Origin of the sequence: Actinoplanes sp. NPDC000266 (assembly GCF_042899005.1) — a bacterium.
In the GTDB taxonomy this organism is placed as follows: Bacteria; Actinomycetota; Actinomycetes; order Mycobacteriales; family Micromonosporaceae; genus Actinoplanes.
Genome location: NZ_JBIAZI010000002.1, coordinates 307405 through 324523 on the forward strand (window position 1 = coordinate 307405; position 17119 = coordinate 324523).

Consider the following 17119-nt stretch of genomic DNA (forward strand, 5'->3'; position numbering starts at 1 on the left):
GCGGCTCATTGACGCGTCTCTTAGCGTCGGAGGCGTGGGAGACGAACCCAACATCGGCCGGGCGCCCGTTCAGCGGCCGCCACGCGGTCAGGCCCGGGTCGGCAAGGCCGTGGGCAAGGCGCGCACGCCCGAGAACGCGCCCACCCATTTCATACCTATCGGCTCCCAGGAGCCCCCGCCCGTCTTCGTCGATCCGACCGGTGGGCGGCGCCGGTGGATACGGCGTACCGCCTACGGCGTCGGGCTCCTTCTCGTCCTCGCCCTCATCGTCGTCTGGCTCAGCCAGCTCGGCGGCTCCGCACCCCCGCCGGAACGCAGCCCCGGCCCCAGCAGCGCGGCCGCCGCCCGGTGACCGTCTACCGGGCCACCCCGCCGCCGCACGATCCGGCCGAGTCGACCGGCCGGCTGCCTCCGCTGCAACGCAAACGGCGGATCCGGCGCCGGCGCTTCTTCGCCGGCGGGCTCGGCCTTGTCGCTCTTCTTCTGCTGGCCACCGTCATTCTCGTCTCGGTCTACACCGACGCCGGGTTCAGTCCGGACGGCACCGCGCAGTCCACCACCTCCTCCGAGGACGTGCCCGACTCGATCAGCGAGGGCGGCCCGATCATCGATGTCAACGCCGAGGGCGAGGTCCGGACGTACGGCATGCCGGCCCGGACCATCGCGCTCACCTTCGACGACGGACCCGATCCGGTGTGGACCCCCAAGATCCTCGACGTGCTGAGCCGGCATCACGCGCCCGCCACCTTCTTCGTCGTCGGCTCGCAGGTCGCCCGGCATCCCGACGTCGCCCAGCGGATCACGGCCGAGGGCCATGAGATCGCCGGGCACAGCTTCACCCACCCCGACCTGGCCCGGCTGCCGAACTGGCGGCGCGAGATGGAGAACTCGCAGACACAGCTGGCCATCGCGTACGCGACCGGGCGGTCCTCGTCGCTGATGCGGCCGCCCTATTCGTCGTTCGCCGACGCGATCTCCGACGACGACTGGAAGACCGTGCAGGCCGTCGGCGCGCAGGGCTACCTGACCGTGCTCGACACCATGGACAGCGAGGACTGGAAACGGCCCGGCGTCGACGCCATCGTGCGTAACGGCACCCCGCGCGGCAACGGCGGGCAGATCCTGCTCATGCACGACGCCGGCGGGGACCGGTCGCAGACGGTGGCCGCGCTCGACCGGCTCATCCCCGAGATGCAGCGCAAGGGCTTCCGGTTCAGCACGGTCAGCGCCGCCATGGGCGACGAGGTCAACCCGGTCGCCACCGACGAGGCCGTGTGGCGCGGGCGGGCCCTGGTGTGGACCGTGCACGTGGCCGACATCGTGCTCGACGTCCTGTGGGTGCTCCTGATCGTCGCGGGTGGGCTCATCGTCGTACGGACCCTGATCCTCTTTCTTTTCGCCTGGCGTCATTCGCGACATCGCCGCAGCCCGGAGTGGTCGTGGGGGCTGCCTGTCACCACGCCCGTGACGATCGTCGTGCCCGCCTACAACGAGGAGAAGACGATCTCGCCCGCGGTCCGGTCGCTGGCCCAGTCGGCCCACCCGAACGTCGAGGTCCTGGTGGTCGACGACGGTTCGACCGACGGCACGGCGAAAGCCGTGGAAGATCTGCACATCGGGAACGTCCGCATCGTACGGGTCCCCAACTCCGGCAAGGCGAACGCGCTCAACGCCGGTGTGGCCCTGTCGCGCAACCCGCTCGTCGTGATGGTGGACGCCGACACCGTCGTCGAGCCGGAAGCCGTGCACCGGCTCGTGCAGCCGTTCGGCGACCCGAAGGTCGGCGCCGTGGCCGGCAATGTGAAGGTCGCCAACCGGGGCAGCCTGATCGGCAAGTGGCAGCACATCGAGTATGTGATCGGCTTCAACCTGGACCGGCGCCTCTACGACACCTTCGGCTGCATCCCGACCATCCCGGGCGCGCTCGGCGCGTTCCGCCGCAAGGCCCTGGTCGAGGCCGGCGGCCTGAGCACGGACACGCTGGCCGAGGACACCGATCTGACCATCGCGATCCACCGGGCCGGGTGGCGCGTCGTCTACGAGGAGTCGGCGCGGGCGTACACCGAGGCCCCGGCCACCGTGAAGCAGCTCTGGAAGCAGCGGTACCGCTGGAGTTACGGCACCATGCAGGCGATGTGGAAGCACCGCCACGCGGTCGTCGAGTCCGGCGCGTCGGGGCGGTTCGGCCGGCGCGGCCTGCCGTTCATCACCCTCTTCAGCGTGCTTCTGCCACTGCTCGCCCCGCTGATCGACCTGATGGCGCTGTACGGTCTGCTCTTCCTGGATCGCAAGATCACCATCATCGGATGGCTGGCGATGCTGGTCGTGCAGGTGCTGACCGCCATCCTGGCGTTCCGGCTCGACCGCGAGCCGTTGCGCCCGCTGTGGACCCTGCCGTTGCAGCAGATCGTGTATCGCCAGCTCATGTATCTCGTTCTCCTGGTGTCAGCGCTCGCCGCGGTGACCGGCCGGCGGCTGCGCTGGCAGACGATCCACCGTACGGGCGACCTCAGCTCGGCCCCCAGCCCGGCCCGCGGCGTATAGCCTGATCGCCGGCCGGGTAGAGGAGAGCTATGCCTTCCGCGGGAGAGATGTACGGCGGTCGTTATCGTCTCGACGAGAGGATCGCCGCCGGTGGCATGGGCGAGGTCTGGCGGGGCACCGACACGGTGCTCGGCCGGGACGTCGCGGTCAAGACGCTGCACGCCGACCGCGCCGGCGACCCCAGCTTCCAGACGCGGTTCCGCAACGAGGCGCGGGCCATGGCCGCGCTGCACCATCCGGGCGTGGCCGACGTCTACGACTTCGGCGAGACCGCGGGCGGCACCGACGCCTTCATCGTGATGGCCCGGGTCGAGGGCGAGCCGCTCAACCAGCGGATCGCCGCGCGCGGCCGGCTGAGCGCCGACGAGACGCTGTCGGTGGTGTCGCAGGCCGGGCGCGCGCTCGAGGCGGCGCACCGGGCCGGCATCGTGCACCGCGACGTCAAGCCGGGCAACCTGATCATCAAGCCGGACGGCACGGTCGTGCTGGTCGACTTCGGGGTGGCCCGCCAGGCCGACACGGCGACCATGACCGCGGCCGGCGAGGTCGTCGGCACGGCCATGTACATCGCGCCCGAGCAGGTGTCGAAGGAGGCGATCACCCCGGCCGTGGACGTGTACGCGCTGGGCGTCGTCGCGTACCACTGCCTGGCCGGTCATCCGCCCTTCCTGGGCGACAACCCGGTCGCCATCGCCATGCAGCACCTCAACGAGCCGCCACCGCCGCTGCCGGACGACATTCCCCCGGCGGTGCGGGCGCTGGTCATGCGGGCGATGGCCAAACGGCCGCAGGACCGGTTCGCGTCGGCCGCGGCGATGGCCGGCGCGGCCGATCAGATCCTCGCCGGCGTCGACACGACGACGGTCCTGGCCGCGATCGCCACTCCCCCGGCCGCGACCACGGCCGCGCTTCCCGGCCAACAAGAACGATCGAAATCCCGCAGCCGTACGCCGTGGATCGCGGCCGCGGTGGCGGTTCTGGTCCTGGCCGCGGCCGGCGTGGCGCTGGCCCTCACCTGGCCGGACGACGACAAGGAGACCCCGTCGGGCACCCAGCCGTCGGCCACCTCGCCGGCCTCGGCCGGCACCGGCAACGCGCCGGTCAGACCGGCGACCAGCGCGCCGAGGCGGACGTCGAACCCGGCGACCTCCCGGCCGCAGCAGCCGGTGCCCGCGACCACCACGCCGTCGGCGCCGGTGACCACCTCGACGTCGCCCAGCTCGGACGAGTCGGAACCCTCGGAACCGGAGACGTCGGCGCCGGAGGAGACCACCACCCCTCCGGAGGAGACCGAGGGCCCCGAGGAGAACGCGAGCACCCCGGCCGGCGCCGGGGAATGAGAAAAGGGGGCCGGGGCCCCCTTTTCTGGTTCAGTCCACTTGGACCATCGTCAGCGCCGCCACTTGCTTCTGCAGCTGGGCGACCTGCTCGCTCAGCTCGGCGATCTGGCGGGACAGATCGTTCAGCGGCTGCTTGCTCGGCGCGTACCGCTGGAAGTCGGAGGCGGCTTGGTTCACGTTGGTGTACGGGTTGCGCAGGCGGTAGTCCCAGACGCGCTCTTCCACCTTGTTGATCTCACCCGAGATCCAGGACTTGTCAGAGGAAGTGAGAGCCACGGGAATGTCCTCCAGATGCCAGGAAGCCGTCGAGGCCTCGTGGGACGTGGTGTACGACGACGAGAAGTGCGCGTGATGGTCGTGCGGGTTGCTTCCGCTGTACGACTGCTGCTTCCAGCCGTTGCTCTGCTGCCAGATGCGGCGGTTGAAGATGATGTAGCGCAGCCTCTTCTCGGCGCCGGAACGGCATCGCTTGAGGAGGAACTGCACCACGGCCTCCATGGTCAGGCCCGGCTCACGCAGATCGACGTCGACGTCGATCGCGTGCACTTCGTGGATCTTGTCGGCGTCGCGGATCGGCACGTTGCCGACCTCGTCGTCGTTGTGGTCCGACTGCGTCGCCTGATGTGCGGTGTCACCGATCGAGCCGTCGCTGGTCTTGTCGCGGTTGGGCGCGATGGTGTTGAACTCGGACCGCAGCTTCACCAGGCACGGGACCAGGATCCAGTCGGCCATGCGTCAGCTCCTCACGCTGCGTAGACAACGGCGGGCAGACTAGCAGTACCCGGGGCCGATGGTAATCATTCAGACCAGCGGCCACCACCGGCCACCCGCGAGCCTCGCCTCCATCGGGTGACCCACTGTCACCGAGGAGACACCCGTCAGCCGATGTGGATCCAGACGTCGTCGAGCGACCCGTGGAACTGGTCGTTGTTCTTTCCCACGCCCTTGCCGCCGAGGGTGAACGGCTGAGCGCTCACGATGGAGAGTTCCCCGGGCACGGCCGAGGTGGCCTGGACCTGGTCGTCGACGACGATGGCGAGGGTGGGCCCGGTGCGGCGGCACTCGATGGTGTGCCAGTCATCGTCCTTGATCGACTCTCGGCTGCGGGCGACATAGGCGCCGCCGTCCTTGCCGCTCAGCACGCAGCTCGGCTTGCCGGTGGCGCCGTCGAACTGGAGCTTGTACTGGCCACCGGCGCCGGCGACGCCCTTCTGGAGGACGTTCTGGCTGGTCGCGGTCGTGCCCGCGCGCACCGTGGCGCCGTACCGGAAAGGCTTGTCCGAAGGGTTGAGATCCGGCGTGCCGGCGGCCTGGAGCACCAGCTTGGGGCAGGCCTGCTCCGAGCAGCCGGGCGGGAACGAGAGGGCTTGGCCGGCGCCGTGCGGGGTCATGGCGACCTTGCCGCCGTCGCGCATCACGGCCCGCAGCAGGTGACCGTGGCCGGAGCCGTCGTCGAAGGTGCCGTCGGCGATCGTCGTGTCGAAGTTGTACGAGGCCACCGGGCCGGTCGCGGGACCGCCCTCCTCACGCGGCGACACCCCGTTGAAGGCCGCGTAGCGCTTGCGCGGGACCGCGTTGACGGTGGTGAAGTCGCCGGCCGCGCTGATCGAGCCGAGCGCGGGGCTGGTGGCGATCTGCCTGGTGCCGGCCACGCCGTTGGCCTGCGGGGCCCATTCGAGCAGGTTGCCCTGCGCGTCGACCGCGGCCAGCTTGCCCCGGGTCACCGAGCCGTCGGTGCAGACGCCGCGGACGCCGTTGTTGCTGGTCGTGCAGGCCTTGTCGAAGTGGCCGCCGACGTAGGTGACGCCGTCGAGCACGGCGATGGCCTGGGCGTCGCCGTCGAAGACGCGGGTCCAGCGGGTGGCACCGGCCTTCGTGTACGCGACCGCGCGCCCGCCCTGCCCACCGAGCGCGGCGTAGACCCCGTTGGCGTCGGCGGCCAGGGCGAAGACCTGCGAGACCGGCTTGGGGACGAAGGAGGCGTCGGTGACCCCGGTCGCCGGGTCGATCGCGGCGAGCCGGATGGTCGACTTGACGTTGTTGGTCCGGTGGAAGCGGCCGCCCACGTAGACGCGGTCGTTGGTGACGGCGAGAGCGTTGACGGTGTCGTCGGCCGAGGGCGCCCACGCGTCCAGCGCGCCGGTGCTCAGCGTGAAGGCGGCCAGGTTGGCCCGCGGCACACCGTCCACCGCGGAGAGGCGGCCGGCCAGGTAGAGGCGGCCGTTGCCGGTGGCCAGGGCGTTCGGCTGGCCGGTCACCGAGTGGCGCATGGTGGTGAGCAGGCCGCTGGTGGCGCCGATGCCGGCCACCGCGTCGCGGGCCTCGCCGTTCACCACGTCGAAGTCGCCGGCCGCGTAGACCACGTCGCCGGCCACGGCCAGCGCGCGGACGTTGGCGTCGGCGCTGGGCTGCCAGTCGAGCAGCGCGCCGGTGCGGGCGTTGAAGGCCGCGAGACGGGTGCGCGCCACGTTGCGGCCGCCGATGATCGCGGTGGTGAAGTTGCCTCCCACGTAGACGGTGTCACCGCGGTAGACGACCGCGTAGACCGGGCCGTTGAACGAGGGGGCGGCGGAGGGCTCGGAGGTGACGACCCCGGCGAGGGCGGCGCCGGCGGCGACTACGACGCCGGCGATCGCGAGGACGGCACTTTTTCGGAGGTTGCGCACATTGGTCGTTAACTAGCCTTTTTGTACGAGGTTGCGGCGCCGGCCGGGTGGCGGCCGTGACGGCGGCCACTATGCTTCCTGCGTACGGAATCGAAAAGGGAGAATGCCGTGCCTCGACGCCGCCGCCTGCTGCTGCCCCTCGCCCTGGTCGCGACGGCGGCCCTGGCCGCCGGATGCGAGATCGACATCGCGCCCGAGGCGGTGCGGGCTCCGGTCAGCATCAACCCGACGCCGTCGGAGTCGGCCGGCGTGCCCAAGTACGTCTGCACGACGGTCTACAAGACACTGACCGACGGCGCTCTCCAGCTGGCGCCGCTGCTGGCCAACTCCGGCGACGAGGCCAAGGCGAAGATGAAGCAGACCTTCACCGACATGGCCGCGCAGGTCGACGCCGAGGTCGCCCGCACGACCGAGCCCGCCCTCAAGAGCGCGCTGCAGGACATCTCGGGCGACCTCACCGCCGGGGCGCAGCTGAGCGACCCGGCGGCGTACGTCAAGGGCGACTTCCAGACCGTCGGCCAGAAGCTCGACGGGAAGTGCGGAGCCTGAACGACGAGGCCCTAAACGACCAGGCTGAGCAGCATCACGCAGACGAAGCCGACCACCGAGATGATCGTCTCCATCACCGACCAGGTCTTGATGGTCTGGCCCACGGTCATCCCGAAGTATTCCTTGACCAGCCAGAACCCGGCGTCGTTGACGTGCGAGAAGAAGAGCGAGCCGCTGCCGATGGCCAGCGCCAGCAACGCCACCTCGGGCTTGTCGAGCGTCGTGGCCAGCGGGGCCACGATGCCGGCGGCGGTGATCGTCGCGACCGTGGCCGAGCCCGTCGCGACCCGGATGCCGACCGCGACCAGCCAGCCCAGCAGCAGCGCGTTGATGTTCGCGTCCTGAGCGGCGTCGGCCACCACGTTGCCGACGCCCGCGTCGACCAGCACCTGCTTGAAGCCGCCGCCGGCGGCGACGATGAGCAGGATGCCGGCGACCGGCGGAAGGGCGCCACCGACCACGGCCGAGGTCTGCTGACGGTTGAAGCCGGCCCGCTTGCCCAGCGTGTACATCGCGATGAGCACGCCCGCAAGCAGGGCCACGATCGGCTCGCCGATGGTCTCCAGGGCCGACCGGACGCCGTTGCCCTCGTCCAGGGTGAGCTCGGCGATGGCGCGGGCCAGCATGAGCACGATCGGCACCAGGACGGTGAGGACGGCCGGCCAGAAGCCGGGGTTGCGGGTCGGCCGCGGCGCGCCCTTGTCCTCCACCACGTCGCCCAGGTCGTCGCCGGTCGAGATGCCCGATCCACCGGCCGCCGGGGTGGCGCCGACCAGGGCCGGCACCTGCAACGGCACCCGCTTGGCGATGAAGTTGCCGAACACCGGCCCGGCGATGATCACGGTCGGGATGGCGCAGATGATGCCGAACAGCAGCGTCAGGCCGAGGTCGGCGTTCAGGTTGGAGATCGCGACCAGCGGTCCCGGGTGCGGTGGCACCAGGCCGTGCAGCACCGAGAGGCCGGCCAGGGCCGGGATGCCGATCCGGAGAAGACCGATGTCCGTACGCCGGGCCACCAGCAGCACGATCGGCACCAGCAGCACGACGCCGACCTCGAAGAACAGCGGCAGGCCGATCAGCGCCGCGACCCCGGCCATGGCCCACGGCAGGGCCGAGCCGGAGACGCTGTTGACGATCCGGTTCACGATGCCGTCGGCGCCGCCGGAGTCGGCCAGCAGCGCGCCGATCATCGCGCCGAGCGCGATCAGCACGCCGACGCTGCCGGTGGTGCTGCCGAGCCCGGCGGTGAAGGACTTGATGGTGGCGCTCGCCGACGCGCCGGCGACGAGACCGAGCACGGCCGAGCCGATGATCAGAGCGAGGAAGGGATGGAACTTCGCCCAGGCGATGAGCAGAACGACGGCGATGATCCCGAGCACGGCGGCCAGTACCAGCTGACTGGTGCCGGCGTCCGTGATGGCCTCGGCGGCGAGGGGCGTCATTTCCGGCCGGTTACCCAAGGCGAACGGTTTTCAATCTTGGCTGGGTAATGTCGGACCCGGTGAGTGTCGGTACCGTTCCTCAGGACCTGCGCGCCGCGGTCCGGATCCGCCCGGCCGACGCGGCGTGGGCTTTCGCGCTCCGCGCGGGCCTGGCGGTGGCGGTCCCGCTGGTCGTCCTGGTCGCTTCCGGCCGTACGGGCTGGGCCGGCGCCGCCACGTTCGGCGCGTTCACGGCTCTGTACGGCCGCGACGAGCCCTACCGGCGCCGCGCGGCGATCCTGGCGTGCGGCGCGGCCGGCCTCGTCCTCTGCGTCACGCTCGGCACGCTGGCCGCCCTGGCCCCACACCCCGAGATCGTCGGCGTCGGCGTGACAGCCCTGATCGGGGCCGCGGCGACGCTGCTCTGCAACCGCTACCGGGTGGGCCCGCCGGCCGGCCTCATGTTCACGTTCGCCGCCGCCGTGTCCAGCGCCATGCCCGCGACGGCCGCCTCGATCCCGCGCAACGCCGCCCTGGCCGCCGCCGCGGCCGCCGTCGCCTGGCTGATCGTCATGTCCGGCGCTCTGGTCACACCCGACGCCCCACGCCGCCTGGCCGTGGCCCGCGCCTTGAGAGCCGCCGCGGCCCTGCACACCGCCCCGCCCGGCCCCGCCGGTCTCCAGGCACGCCAGCAGGCCGCCCTGGCCGTCGACCGGGCCTGGCGTGCCGTCGCCGCCGGCCGCTGGGCAGCGTCACCGCCCGGGAAGCAGGGCGACGAGTTGCGGGCCGAGGAGATCCTCGTGGCGCATGCGGAGACCGAGCTCAGCGGGTTGCACGGGCACACCGCCGAGGCGGCGGCCCAGCTGCGGGCCCTCGCCGCCCGGATCAAACCGCGCGGGCCCATCCCCCGGCTGAGCGCGACCCCGGCCGAGGACGCGCGGATCGCCGAGCGCCGGCTGGTCGCCCTCGTGCTGCGCGAACCGCCTCCTCCGGGACCCGGTGCGCCCCGGCGGCCGCTCTGGCCGGCGGCCGCGCGTGTCGCGTCCGGCGCGCTGATGGCCGGGGTCGCCGCGGGCGCACTCGTGCAGGTCACCGGTTTGCACCATCCGTACTGGGCGGCCGTCTCCGCGGTGGCGGTTCTCCAGACGGCTTCCCTGCGCCTTTCCGCGCAGAAGGCCGTCCAGCGCGCCGGCGGCACCATCCTCGGTCTGCTGATCGCCGGCGTGGTCGTGTCCGTGCCCGGCGGCCCCTGGGTGATGGTCGCAGGCATCGTGCTGGCCCAGGTGATCGCCGAGCTGCTGGTCATCCGCAACTACGGCCTGGCCATGCTCGCCATCACTCCCCTGGCCCTGTTGGTCGGCGAGCTCGGCCACGAGACCCCGTCCCTCGACCTCATCGGCGACCGTCTCGTCCAGACCGTCCTGGGCAGCCTGCTCGGCCTGGCCGCCGCCGCGCTGGTCCGCAACCGCGCCGCCGACCGCCACCTCGACGAAGCCATCGCCGCCGTCGAGGCCGGCACCGAGACCCTCCGCAACGACCCCGGCGACCCCATGCTGGAGGCGAGACGACTCGCGCTCCTGGTCGCCACTCTTCGGGAGGCCTACGACGTGGCGGCCGGCGAGCCCGGCCTGAAACCCGAGGTCACCGCCCGGGTCCTGGCAGCCGAGCAGTCGGCCCGGGCCTCCCTGGCGGCGCTCTAGAGCCGGTCGGTGATGGCCTTCCACTCGCCGGGGCCGAGGGGGAACGGGTTGCCGCCGGCCGGCATGCGCAGGATCAGGGCCTGACGAAAGCGGTCGTCGGCTTTGAGGTCGGCGCGCGGGATGCTCTGCCGGCGGTCGAAGCGGACGCCCACGACGGTTCCGCCCGGGGTCTCGTGGGGAGCCGCGACGATCACGCCGAGCGCGACCACGCCGCCCGCCCGGCCACTGTGCCAGAGGGCGACCTCGTCGCCCTCGGCGATCCGGTCGCGGTAGCGCCGGACCGTCCAGTCGCCGTCGCCGCAGTCGCCGCGGGCCGGATCGTGCTGGAGGAGCCAGTGGGACATCAGGTGGCTAGTTCGCGGACGAAGACGCCGACGTTGCGGAAGACCTCGGCGATGCCGTCGCCGATGCCCTGGGCGATGTCCGCGGCCGGGCCCGGATTGGTGCCGATATAGAAGATCACCAGGATGAGCACGATCCAGCCGAGGGCCTTCTTCATGAGCTCGGCTCCCTTCCCGCGCGCCGACTACATGATCGTGGCACGCCGGCGCACGAACTTGCCGGAACTTCACCCGCGCGTTGCTCACAGAACTTGACAGTCACTATGAAGTGAGAGCTACTGTCAAAACATGGTTACTTCCACTTCGCGTTGGTACGCCCTCGCGGCGCTGGCGCTGAGCACGCTGGCCGTCGGCCTCGACACCACGGTGCTGAGCGTCGCCCTGCCCACGCTCGCCCGCGATCTGTCCGCCTCCACCGGTGACCTCCAGTGGTTCACCACCGCCTATCTGCTGGTCCTGGCGGCCGCCCTGCTCCCGGCCGGCCTGCTCGGCGACCGGCTGGGCCGCAAGCGCATGCTCGTCGGCGCCCTGACGCTGTTCGGGGCCGCCTCGGTGGCCTGCGCCTACGCGCAGAACTCGGGCCAGCTGATCGCCGCCCGGGCCGTGCTCGGCCTCGGCGCAGCCGTGATCATGCCGCTGTCCGGGGCCGTCCTGACCACCCTGTTCGACAAGGAGTCCCGGCCCCGGGCCATGTCGATCTGGGTGACCGCCAGCGCGCTCGGCATCCCGCTCGGCCCGCTGCTCGGCGGCTGGCTGCTCGACCACTTCTGGTGGGGCTCGGTCTTCCTGATCAACGTGCCGGTCGTGGTCGTCGGCGTCGTCGCGCTGACCCTGTGGCTGCCGGAGTCGCGCGGTGAGAGCGGCCGGCTCGACCGGCTCGGCCTGGTTCTGTCGGCGGCCGGGCTGGTCGCGGTGACATACGGCGTCATCTCCGTCGGTGACCGCGGCTGGTCCGACGCGCGCTCGCTGGTCACGATCGCCGCCGGGCTCGTGCTGCTGGCCGGCTTCGTCCTCTGGCAGCGCCGCGCCGCGGAGCCGCTGGTCGACCTCGGGCTCTTCCGGTCGCGGGCCTTCACCGGCGGTGGCGTACTGGCCACGATCGCCAGCTTCGCGATGCTCGGCCTGCTGTTCACACTGCCGCAGTTCTTCGCGGCGGTGGGCGGCCACGACGCGTTCGGCTCCGGTCTGCGCCTGCTGCCGGTGATCGGCGGCCTCGTCGTGGGCGCGCGGGGAGCCGACACGCTCCGGTCGCGCCTGTCCGCTCGTACGACAATCGCTCTCGGCCTCGTTCTGATCTCAGCGGCGTCGTTCCTCGGCGCGCGGACCGGCGTGTCCAGCGGATACGGATTCATCGCCGTGTGGATCACCCTGGCCGGGCTCGGGCTGGGCCTCACCATGCCTCCCTCGCTGGACGCCGCGCTCGGCGCCCTCTCCCCCGAGCGCGGCGGCGTCGGCAACGCCGTGCTGCAGACCATGCGCCAGGTCGGCGGCGCGATCGGGGTGGCCGTGCTGGGCACTGTCGTGAGCGCCGGCTACCGGGCCGGTGTCCCCGACTCGGTGGCCGACGGCGTCGCCACCGCCGTCCGGCTCGGCGACCCGGGCGTGCTCGCCCAGGCGCAGCGGGCCTTCACCCACGGCATGGACATGTCGCTGGTGGTGGCCGGGGCGGTCGCGGCCGTCGGCGTGGTGGTCGCGCTGGTCGTCATGCCGGCCCGCACGCCGCGGCCACCGGCCGAGGCCCGCGAGGCGGCTTTGGCAGAATCGACCCTATGACGTCGTCCCCCGGTGTGCCGCTCGGCCTGCGCGAACGGAAGAAGGCCAGGACCCGGGCGGCGATCCGGGAGGCCGCGATGCGCCTGTTCGAGGAGCAGGGCTACGCGGCCACCACGGTCGAGCAGATCGCCGAGGCGGCCGAGGTCTCGCCGAGCACGTTCTTCCGGTACTTCCCGGCCAAGGAGGACACGATCCTCAGCGACGACTACGACCCGCTGGTCGTCGAGGCGATCCGGGCCCAGCCCCGCGACGTACCTGTGATGCGGGCCGTCCTGCGGGGCATGCGCGGCGTCTTCGAGAACCTCACCGAGCAGGAGTGGTCGAACGAGCGCCGCCGCATGCGCCTGATCGAGGCGGTTCCCGAGCTGCGCAACCGCCAGCAGCAGCAGACCGTGGCCGCGGTGGACCTGCTGGCCGCCGTCATCGCCGAACACGAGGGCCGGCCGACCGACGAGAACGCCCGCGTGGTGGCGGGCGCCCTCGTCGGCATCGTCCTGGCGATCAGTCCTCCCGGAGCCGGCTTCGAGCCGCACGACTTCGACCGGATCGAGCTGGCTTTGACCGCCCTCAAGAACAGCCTGAGGGACTTCTAGACGGTACGGGCGAGCCGGTCGGCCAGAAGCTTGGCGAACCGGGCCGGGTCGTCCAGGTCGCCGCCCTCGGCCAGCAGCGCCGTGCCGTACAGAAGCTCGGCCGTCTCCGGCAGAGCATCGGCCGACGCGTCCCGCTCGTGGGCCGCCCGCAGGCCACTGACCAGCGGGTGGTTCGGGTTCAGCTCGAGGATCCGCTTGACCCGGGGGCCCTCCTGGCCCATCGCCCGGTACATCTTCTCCAGCGTCGGGGTGATGTCGTCGGCGTCGCTCACCAGGCACGCGGCCGAGGTGGTGAGACGGTGCGACAGACGTACATCCTTGACCTGCTCCTCCAGACGCTCCTTGAGGAAGCCGAGCAGCGGAGCGAAGTCACCCTCGGGCTCCGGCGTCTCCTTCTCCGAAGGAAGATCGACGGAACCGCGCGCGATCGACTGGAGCTTCTTGCCGTCGTAGTCGGGCACGGCCTCGACCCAGATCTCGTCGACCGGGTCGGTCAGGATGAGCACCTCGTAGCCCTGAGCCTGGAAGGCCTCCATGTGCGGCGAGTTCTCCACCTGCGACCGGCTCTCGCCGGTGAGGTAGTAGATCTCCTCCTGGCCCTCCTTCATCCGCTCGAGATAGGCGGCCAGCGTGGTCGGCTCGCTTCCCGCGGTCGAGGCGAAGGTCGCCACGTCCAGGATCGCCTTCTGGTTGTCCTGGTCGTTGAGCAGGCCCTCCTTGACCGCCCGGCCGAACTCGCGCCAGAACGTCGCGTACTTCTCCGGGTTGTTGTTCAGCAGGTCCTTGATGGTCGACAGCACCTTCTTGACCAGCCGGCGGCGGATCATCTGGATGTGCCGGTCCTGCTGGAGGATCTCCCGGGAGATGTTCAGCGACAGGTCGGCCGCGTCGACCACGCCCTTGACGAAGCGCAGGTAGTCGGGGATCAGCTCACGGCTGTCGTCCATGATGAAGACGCGCTTGACGTAGAGCTGAAGCCCGCGGGCCGAGTCGCGCTGGAACAGGTCGTGCGGGGCCCGCGACGGCAGGAACAGCAGCGCCTCGTACTCGAAGGTGCCCTCGGCCCGCATGTTGATGATCTCGAGCGGCTCGGACCAGTCGTGGCTGATGTGCCGGTAGAACTCGTGGTACTCCTCGTCGGAGACCTCCGAGCGCGGCCGCGCCCACAGCGCCTTCATCGAGTTGAGCGTGTCGTCGCCCATCTTGATGGGGAACGAGATGAAGTCCGAGTACTTCTTGACGATCTCCTTGATCTTCCACTCATCGGTGTAGTCGTAGAGAGCGTCCTCCTCGTCCTTCGGGCGCAGGTGCACGGTGACCGTGGTGCCGACCGGCGCGTCGGGCGCGTCGTCGATGGTGAAGGTGCCCTCGCCGGCCGACTCCCACCGGGTGCCGTGCCCCTCGGTCCCGGCCTTACGGGTCACCAGCGTGACCTGGTCGGCCACCATGAAGGTCGAATAGAAGCCGACGCCGAACTGGCCGATCAGCTCGGGGCTCTCCTTGGCCTCCTTGAGCTTGCGCAGCAGCTCGGCCGTGCCCGACTTGGCGATGGTGCCGATGAGGTCGACGACCTCGTCGCGGGTCATGCCGATGCCGTTGTCGCGAACGGTCAGCGTACGGGCTTCTTTGTCGGCGGCGATCTCGATGTGCAGGTCGGTGGCGTCGGCCTCGAGACCGTCCTGCAGGGTGGCCAGGCGCAGCTTGTCCAGCGCGTCCGAGGCGTTCGAGATCAGCTCACGCAGGAAGATGTCCTTGTTCGAATAGATCGAGTGGACCATCAGCTGCAACAACTGCCGAGCTTCGGCTTGAAACTCCAACGTCTCCATGCCCTGATGTTACGAAAACGCCCCGCCGGAGATCCGGCGGGGCGTCACACTTCCTTCGTACGAACTCAGCGCTTGTCGATCGCGACGAACTCGCGCTCGGGCGAGCCCGTGTAGAGCTGCCGCGGGCGGCCGATCTTGTTGGCCGGGTCGTTCATCATCTCGGTCCACTGCGCGATCCAGCCGGGCAGGCGGCCCAGCGCGAACAGCACGGTGAACATGGTGGTCGGGAAGCCCATGGCCTTGTAGATGAGGCCGGTGTAGAAGTCCACGTTCGGGTAGAGCTTGCGCGAGACGAAGTAGTCGTCGCTGAGCGCGATCTCCTCGAGCTGGAACGCGAGCTCCAGCAGCGGGTCGGGCTTGTCGAGCGTGGAGAGCATCTCCTTGGCCGCCTTCTTGACGATGGCGGCACGCGGGTCGTAATTCTTGTAGACCCGGTGGCCGAAGCCCATGAGCTTGACGCCTTTTTCCTTGTTCTTCACCCGGGTGACGAACGCGTTGACGTCGCCGCCGTCCTTGCGGATCTGCTCGAGCATCTCGAGCACCGCCGCGTTGGCGCCGCCGTGCAGCGGGCCGGAGAGGGCGTTGATGCCGGCCGACACCGACGCGAACAGGTTGGCCTGCGCCGAGCCGACCAGCCGCACGGTCGACGTGGAGCAGTTCTGCTCGTGGTCGGCGTGCAGGATGAACAGCATGTCCAGGATCTTGGCGATCTTGGGGTCGACGTCGTACTGCACCGTGGGCAGCCCGAACGTCATACGCAGGAAGTTCTCGACGTAGTCGAGGCTGTTGTCCGGGTACGGCAGCGGGTGGCCGATGGACTTCTTGTACGCGTACGCGGCGATCGTCGGAAGCTTCGCCATCAGGCGGATGCCCGAGATCTCGACCTGCTCGGCGTCGAGCGGGTCGAGCGCGTCCTGGTAGAAGGTGGACAGCGCGGTGGTGGCCGAGGAGAGCACGGCCATCGGGTGCGCGTTACGCGGGAAGCCGGAGAAGAAGGTGCGCATCTCCTCCTGCAGGAGCGTGTGCACCCGGATCTTGTCGCCGAAGTCCTTGAGCTGTTGCGGCGTCGGCAGCGCGTCGTGCATCAAGAGGTACGAGACCTCGAGGAAGGTGGATTTCTCCGCCAGCTGCTCGATCGGGTAGCCGCGGTAGCGGAGGATGCCGGCGTCACCGTCGATGTAGGTGATCGCCGACGTGGTGGAGGCAGTGTTGACGAAACCCTGGTCGAGGGTCACATAGCCGGTCTCCTTGAGGAGGGCGCTGACGTCGATGCCACCCGGGCCCTCGACAGCCTCACGTACCGACATCGACAGTTGCCCGCCGGGATGGTCGAGCTTGACATCCGTCATGTATTTCCCTCGCTTCACCGGCAGATGTCCTACGAATTTTGTCGTTTACCGTAAACCCTCAACCTGAATGGGTCATCAGGCGGCTCCCTGCTGAGGGATTGATCACGAAGAGTGGCGCTCCCGCATAGATAATGGTTGGTATCAGAACCCGGAGGTGCACCACATGCGTCGTCCGAGTCCGTCGCCCGTCGTCGTAGGAGTCACCGGCACGTCGGCCGGTCTCGCCGCCGTGCGCCTGGCCGCGCGCGAAGCCCTCTCACGCGGCCGTCAACTCCGCATCGTCCACGCGTTCACCTGGTCCGATCTCGATCACGACCGAGCCCGCCGAGCCGCCTCCCGGGTGGTCGACGAGGCGATAACCACAGCCCAGCGTTCCACACCCGGCGTCCGCGTGACGGGACAACTCGTCGACGGGCCGCCCGATCGCGTCCTGTTGCGCCTGGGCCGCACGGCCGAACTGCTGGTCGTCGGCGACGACGACCTCGCCACGACCCCCTGGCTTCCGGAGATGTCGGTGCTGGTCCAGGCGGTCTCCCGGGCCTGGTGCCCGGTCATGGTGGCCCGGGGGCCGCGGCCTCCGGCCGGTCCGGTGCTGGTCGCGGTCGACGGGTCCGCTCACTCTCTCGTCGCCCTCCAGCACGCGGCGAGAGAGGGTGTACGTCACCAGGTCCCCGTCCATCTGGCTCACGTCTGCTCCGATCCCCGGAAGGGACAGGAGCTCGTCGAGAAGGCCGTGCGCTCCGTTCCCGACCTCGACGACCACGAGGTGCACGTGCTCACCGGGGCGCCCGGCCCCACCCTCGTGCGCCAGTCCGGCCACGCCCGCATGATCGTCATCGGCCATCGCGGCGCCGACGGGGCCGGCCTGATCGGGTCGGTCGCCCGCGAGGTGCTGCACCACGCGGCCTGCCCGACCGTCTTCCCGCACGGCCGCCGGCTGCCCTCCCCGCGCAAGCCGCTCAAGGGGAACGCTCTCGCGCGGTAACCGCTCAGCCCGGCCGCTCGCAGGTCGAACTG

General features: G+C 70.5%; 15 protein-coding genes. 8 read left to right on the top strand and 7 right to left on the bottom strand.

Annotated elements, in window-relative coordinates:
* Nucleotides 1-34: 34 nt before the first annotated feature.
* The 3 genes from ACFY36_RS07765 to ACFY36_RS07775 are packed head-to-tail and all read left to right on the top strand — an operon-like array spanning nt 35 to nt 3884.
* Complete coding sequence (locus ACFY36_RS07765; RefSeq protein ID WP_499745134.1) at nt 35-352, top strand: hypothetical protein; 318 nt, start codon at nt 35-37, stop codon at nt 350-352.
* A complete protein-coding gene (locus ACFY36_RS07770; RefSeq protein WP_499745135.1) occupies nt 349-2544 on the top strand; it encodes a bifunctional polysaccharide deacetylase/glycosyltransferase family 2 protein in 2196 nt (731 codons plus the stop codon). The genes ACFY36_RS07765 and ACFY36_RS07770 overlap by 4 nt, the downstream gene beginning before the upstream one ends.
* A 29-nt stretch (nt 2545-2573) precedes the next feature.
* Entirely contained in the window at nt 2574-3884 is a 1311-nt protein-coding gene (locus ACFY36_RS07775; protein WP_499745136.1) for a serine/threonine-protein kinase, read from the top strand.
* A 30-nt stretch (nt 3885-3914) separates the two neighbouring features.
* On the opposite strand, the gene ACFY36_RS07780 is transcribed toward ACFY36_RS07775, so the two are convergent.
* On the bottom strand, nt 3915-4616 hold the full coding sequence (locus ACFY36_RS07780; RefSeq protein ID WP_499745137.1) for a hypothetical protein: 702 nt from the start codon (nt 4614-4616) through the stop codon (nt 3915-3917).
* A 146-nt stretch (nt 4617-4762) separates the two neighbouring features.
* Nucleotides 4763-6550, bottom strand: a complete 1788-nt coding sequence (locus ACFY36_RS07785; protein ID WP_499745138.1) for a LamG-like jellyroll fold domain-containing protein — start codon at nt 6548-6550, stop codon at nt 4763-4765.
* Nucleotides 6551-6658: 108 nt separating this feature from the next.
* Between ACFY36_RS07785 and ACFY36_RS07790 the strand changes: the two genes are divergently transcribed.
* Nucleotides 6659-7099: a hypothetical protein gene (locus ACFY36_RS07790; protein ID WP_499745139.1), complete on the top strand. Its 441-nt coding sequence runs from the start codon at nt 6659-6661 to the stop codon at nt 7097-7099.
* An 11-nt stretch (nt 7100-7110) separates the two neighbouring features.
* Here the strand turns inward: ACFY36_RS07790 and ACFY36_RS07795 are convergent, their stop codons facing one another.
* Entirely contained in the window at nt 7111-8541 is a 1431-nt protein-coding gene (locus ACFY36_RS07795) for a GntT/GntP/DsdX family permease (RefSeq protein WP_499745140.1), read from the bottom strand.
* A 59-nt stretch (nt 8542-8600) separates the two neighbouring features.
* Between ACFY36_RS07795 and ACFY36_RS07800 the strand changes: the two genes are divergently transcribed.
* Entirely contained in the window at nt 8601-10220 is a 1620-nt protein-coding gene (locus tag ACFY36_RS07800) for an FUSC family protein (RefSeq protein WP_499745141.1), read from the top strand.
* Here ACFY36_RS07800 and ACFY36_RS07805 read toward each other — a convergent pair.
* Together ACFY36_RS07805 and ACFY36_RS07810 are read right to left on the bottom strand one after the other, a co-directional pair.
* A complete protein-coding gene (locus ACFY36_RS07805; protein WP_499745142.1) occupies nt 10217-10564 on the bottom strand; it encodes an EVE domain-containing protein in 348 nt (115 codons plus the stop codon). The two genes, ACFY36_RS07800 and ACFY36_RS07805, sit on opposite strands and share 4 nt — an antisense overlap.
* Nucleotides 10564-10719 carry a hypothetical protein gene (locus ACFY36_RS07810; RefSeq protein ID WP_360253732.1) on the bottom strand — a complete coding sequence of 52 codons (156 nt, stop codon included), beginning with the start codon at nt 10717-10719 and terminating at the stop codon, nt 10564-10566. The genes ACFY36_RS07805 and ACFY36_RS07810 overlap by 1 nt, the downstream gene beginning before the upstream one ends.
* Before the next feature lie 130 nt (nt 10720-10849).
* Between ACFY36_RS07810 and ACFY36_RS07815 the strand changes: the two genes are divergently transcribed.
* Nucleotides 10850-12334: an MFS transporter gene (locus tag ACFY36_RS07815; RefSeq protein WP_499745143.1), complete on the top strand. Its 1485-nt coding sequence runs from the start codon at nt 10850-10852 to the stop codon at nt 12332-12334.
* Nucleotides 12331-12927, top strand: coding sequence for a TetR family transcriptional regulator (locus ACFY36_RS07820; RefSeq protein ID WP_499745144.1), 597 nt, complete (start codon nt 12331-12333; stop codon nt 12925-12927). Before ACFY36_RS07815 ends, ACFY36_RS07820 begins: the two co-directional genes overlap by 4 nt.
* On the opposite strand, the gene htpG is transcribed toward ACFY36_RS07820, so the two are convergent.
* Nucleotides 12924-14753, bottom strand: coding sequence for a molecular chaperone HtpG (gene htpG / locus ACFY36_RS07825; protein WP_499745145.1), 1830 nt, complete (start codon nt 14751-14753; stop codon nt 12924-12926). The two genes, ACFY36_RS07820 and htpG, sit on opposite strands and share 4 nt — an antisense overlap.
* Before the next feature lie 65 nt (nt 14754-14818).
* Entirely contained in the window at nt 14819-16102 is a 1284-nt protein-coding gene (locus ACFY36_RS07830; protein WP_499745146.1) for a citrate synthase, read from the bottom strand.
* A gap of 163 nt (nt 16103-16265) precedes the next feature.
* Between ACFY36_RS07830 and ACFY36_RS07835 the strand changes: the two genes are divergently transcribed.
* Nucleotides 16266-17087: a universal stress protein gene (locus tag ACFY36_RS07835; RefSeq protein WP_499745147.1), complete on the top strand. Its 822-nt coding sequence runs from the start codon at nt 16266-16268 to the stop codon at nt 17085-17087.
* Nucleotides 17088-17119: the final 32 nt, after the last annotated feature.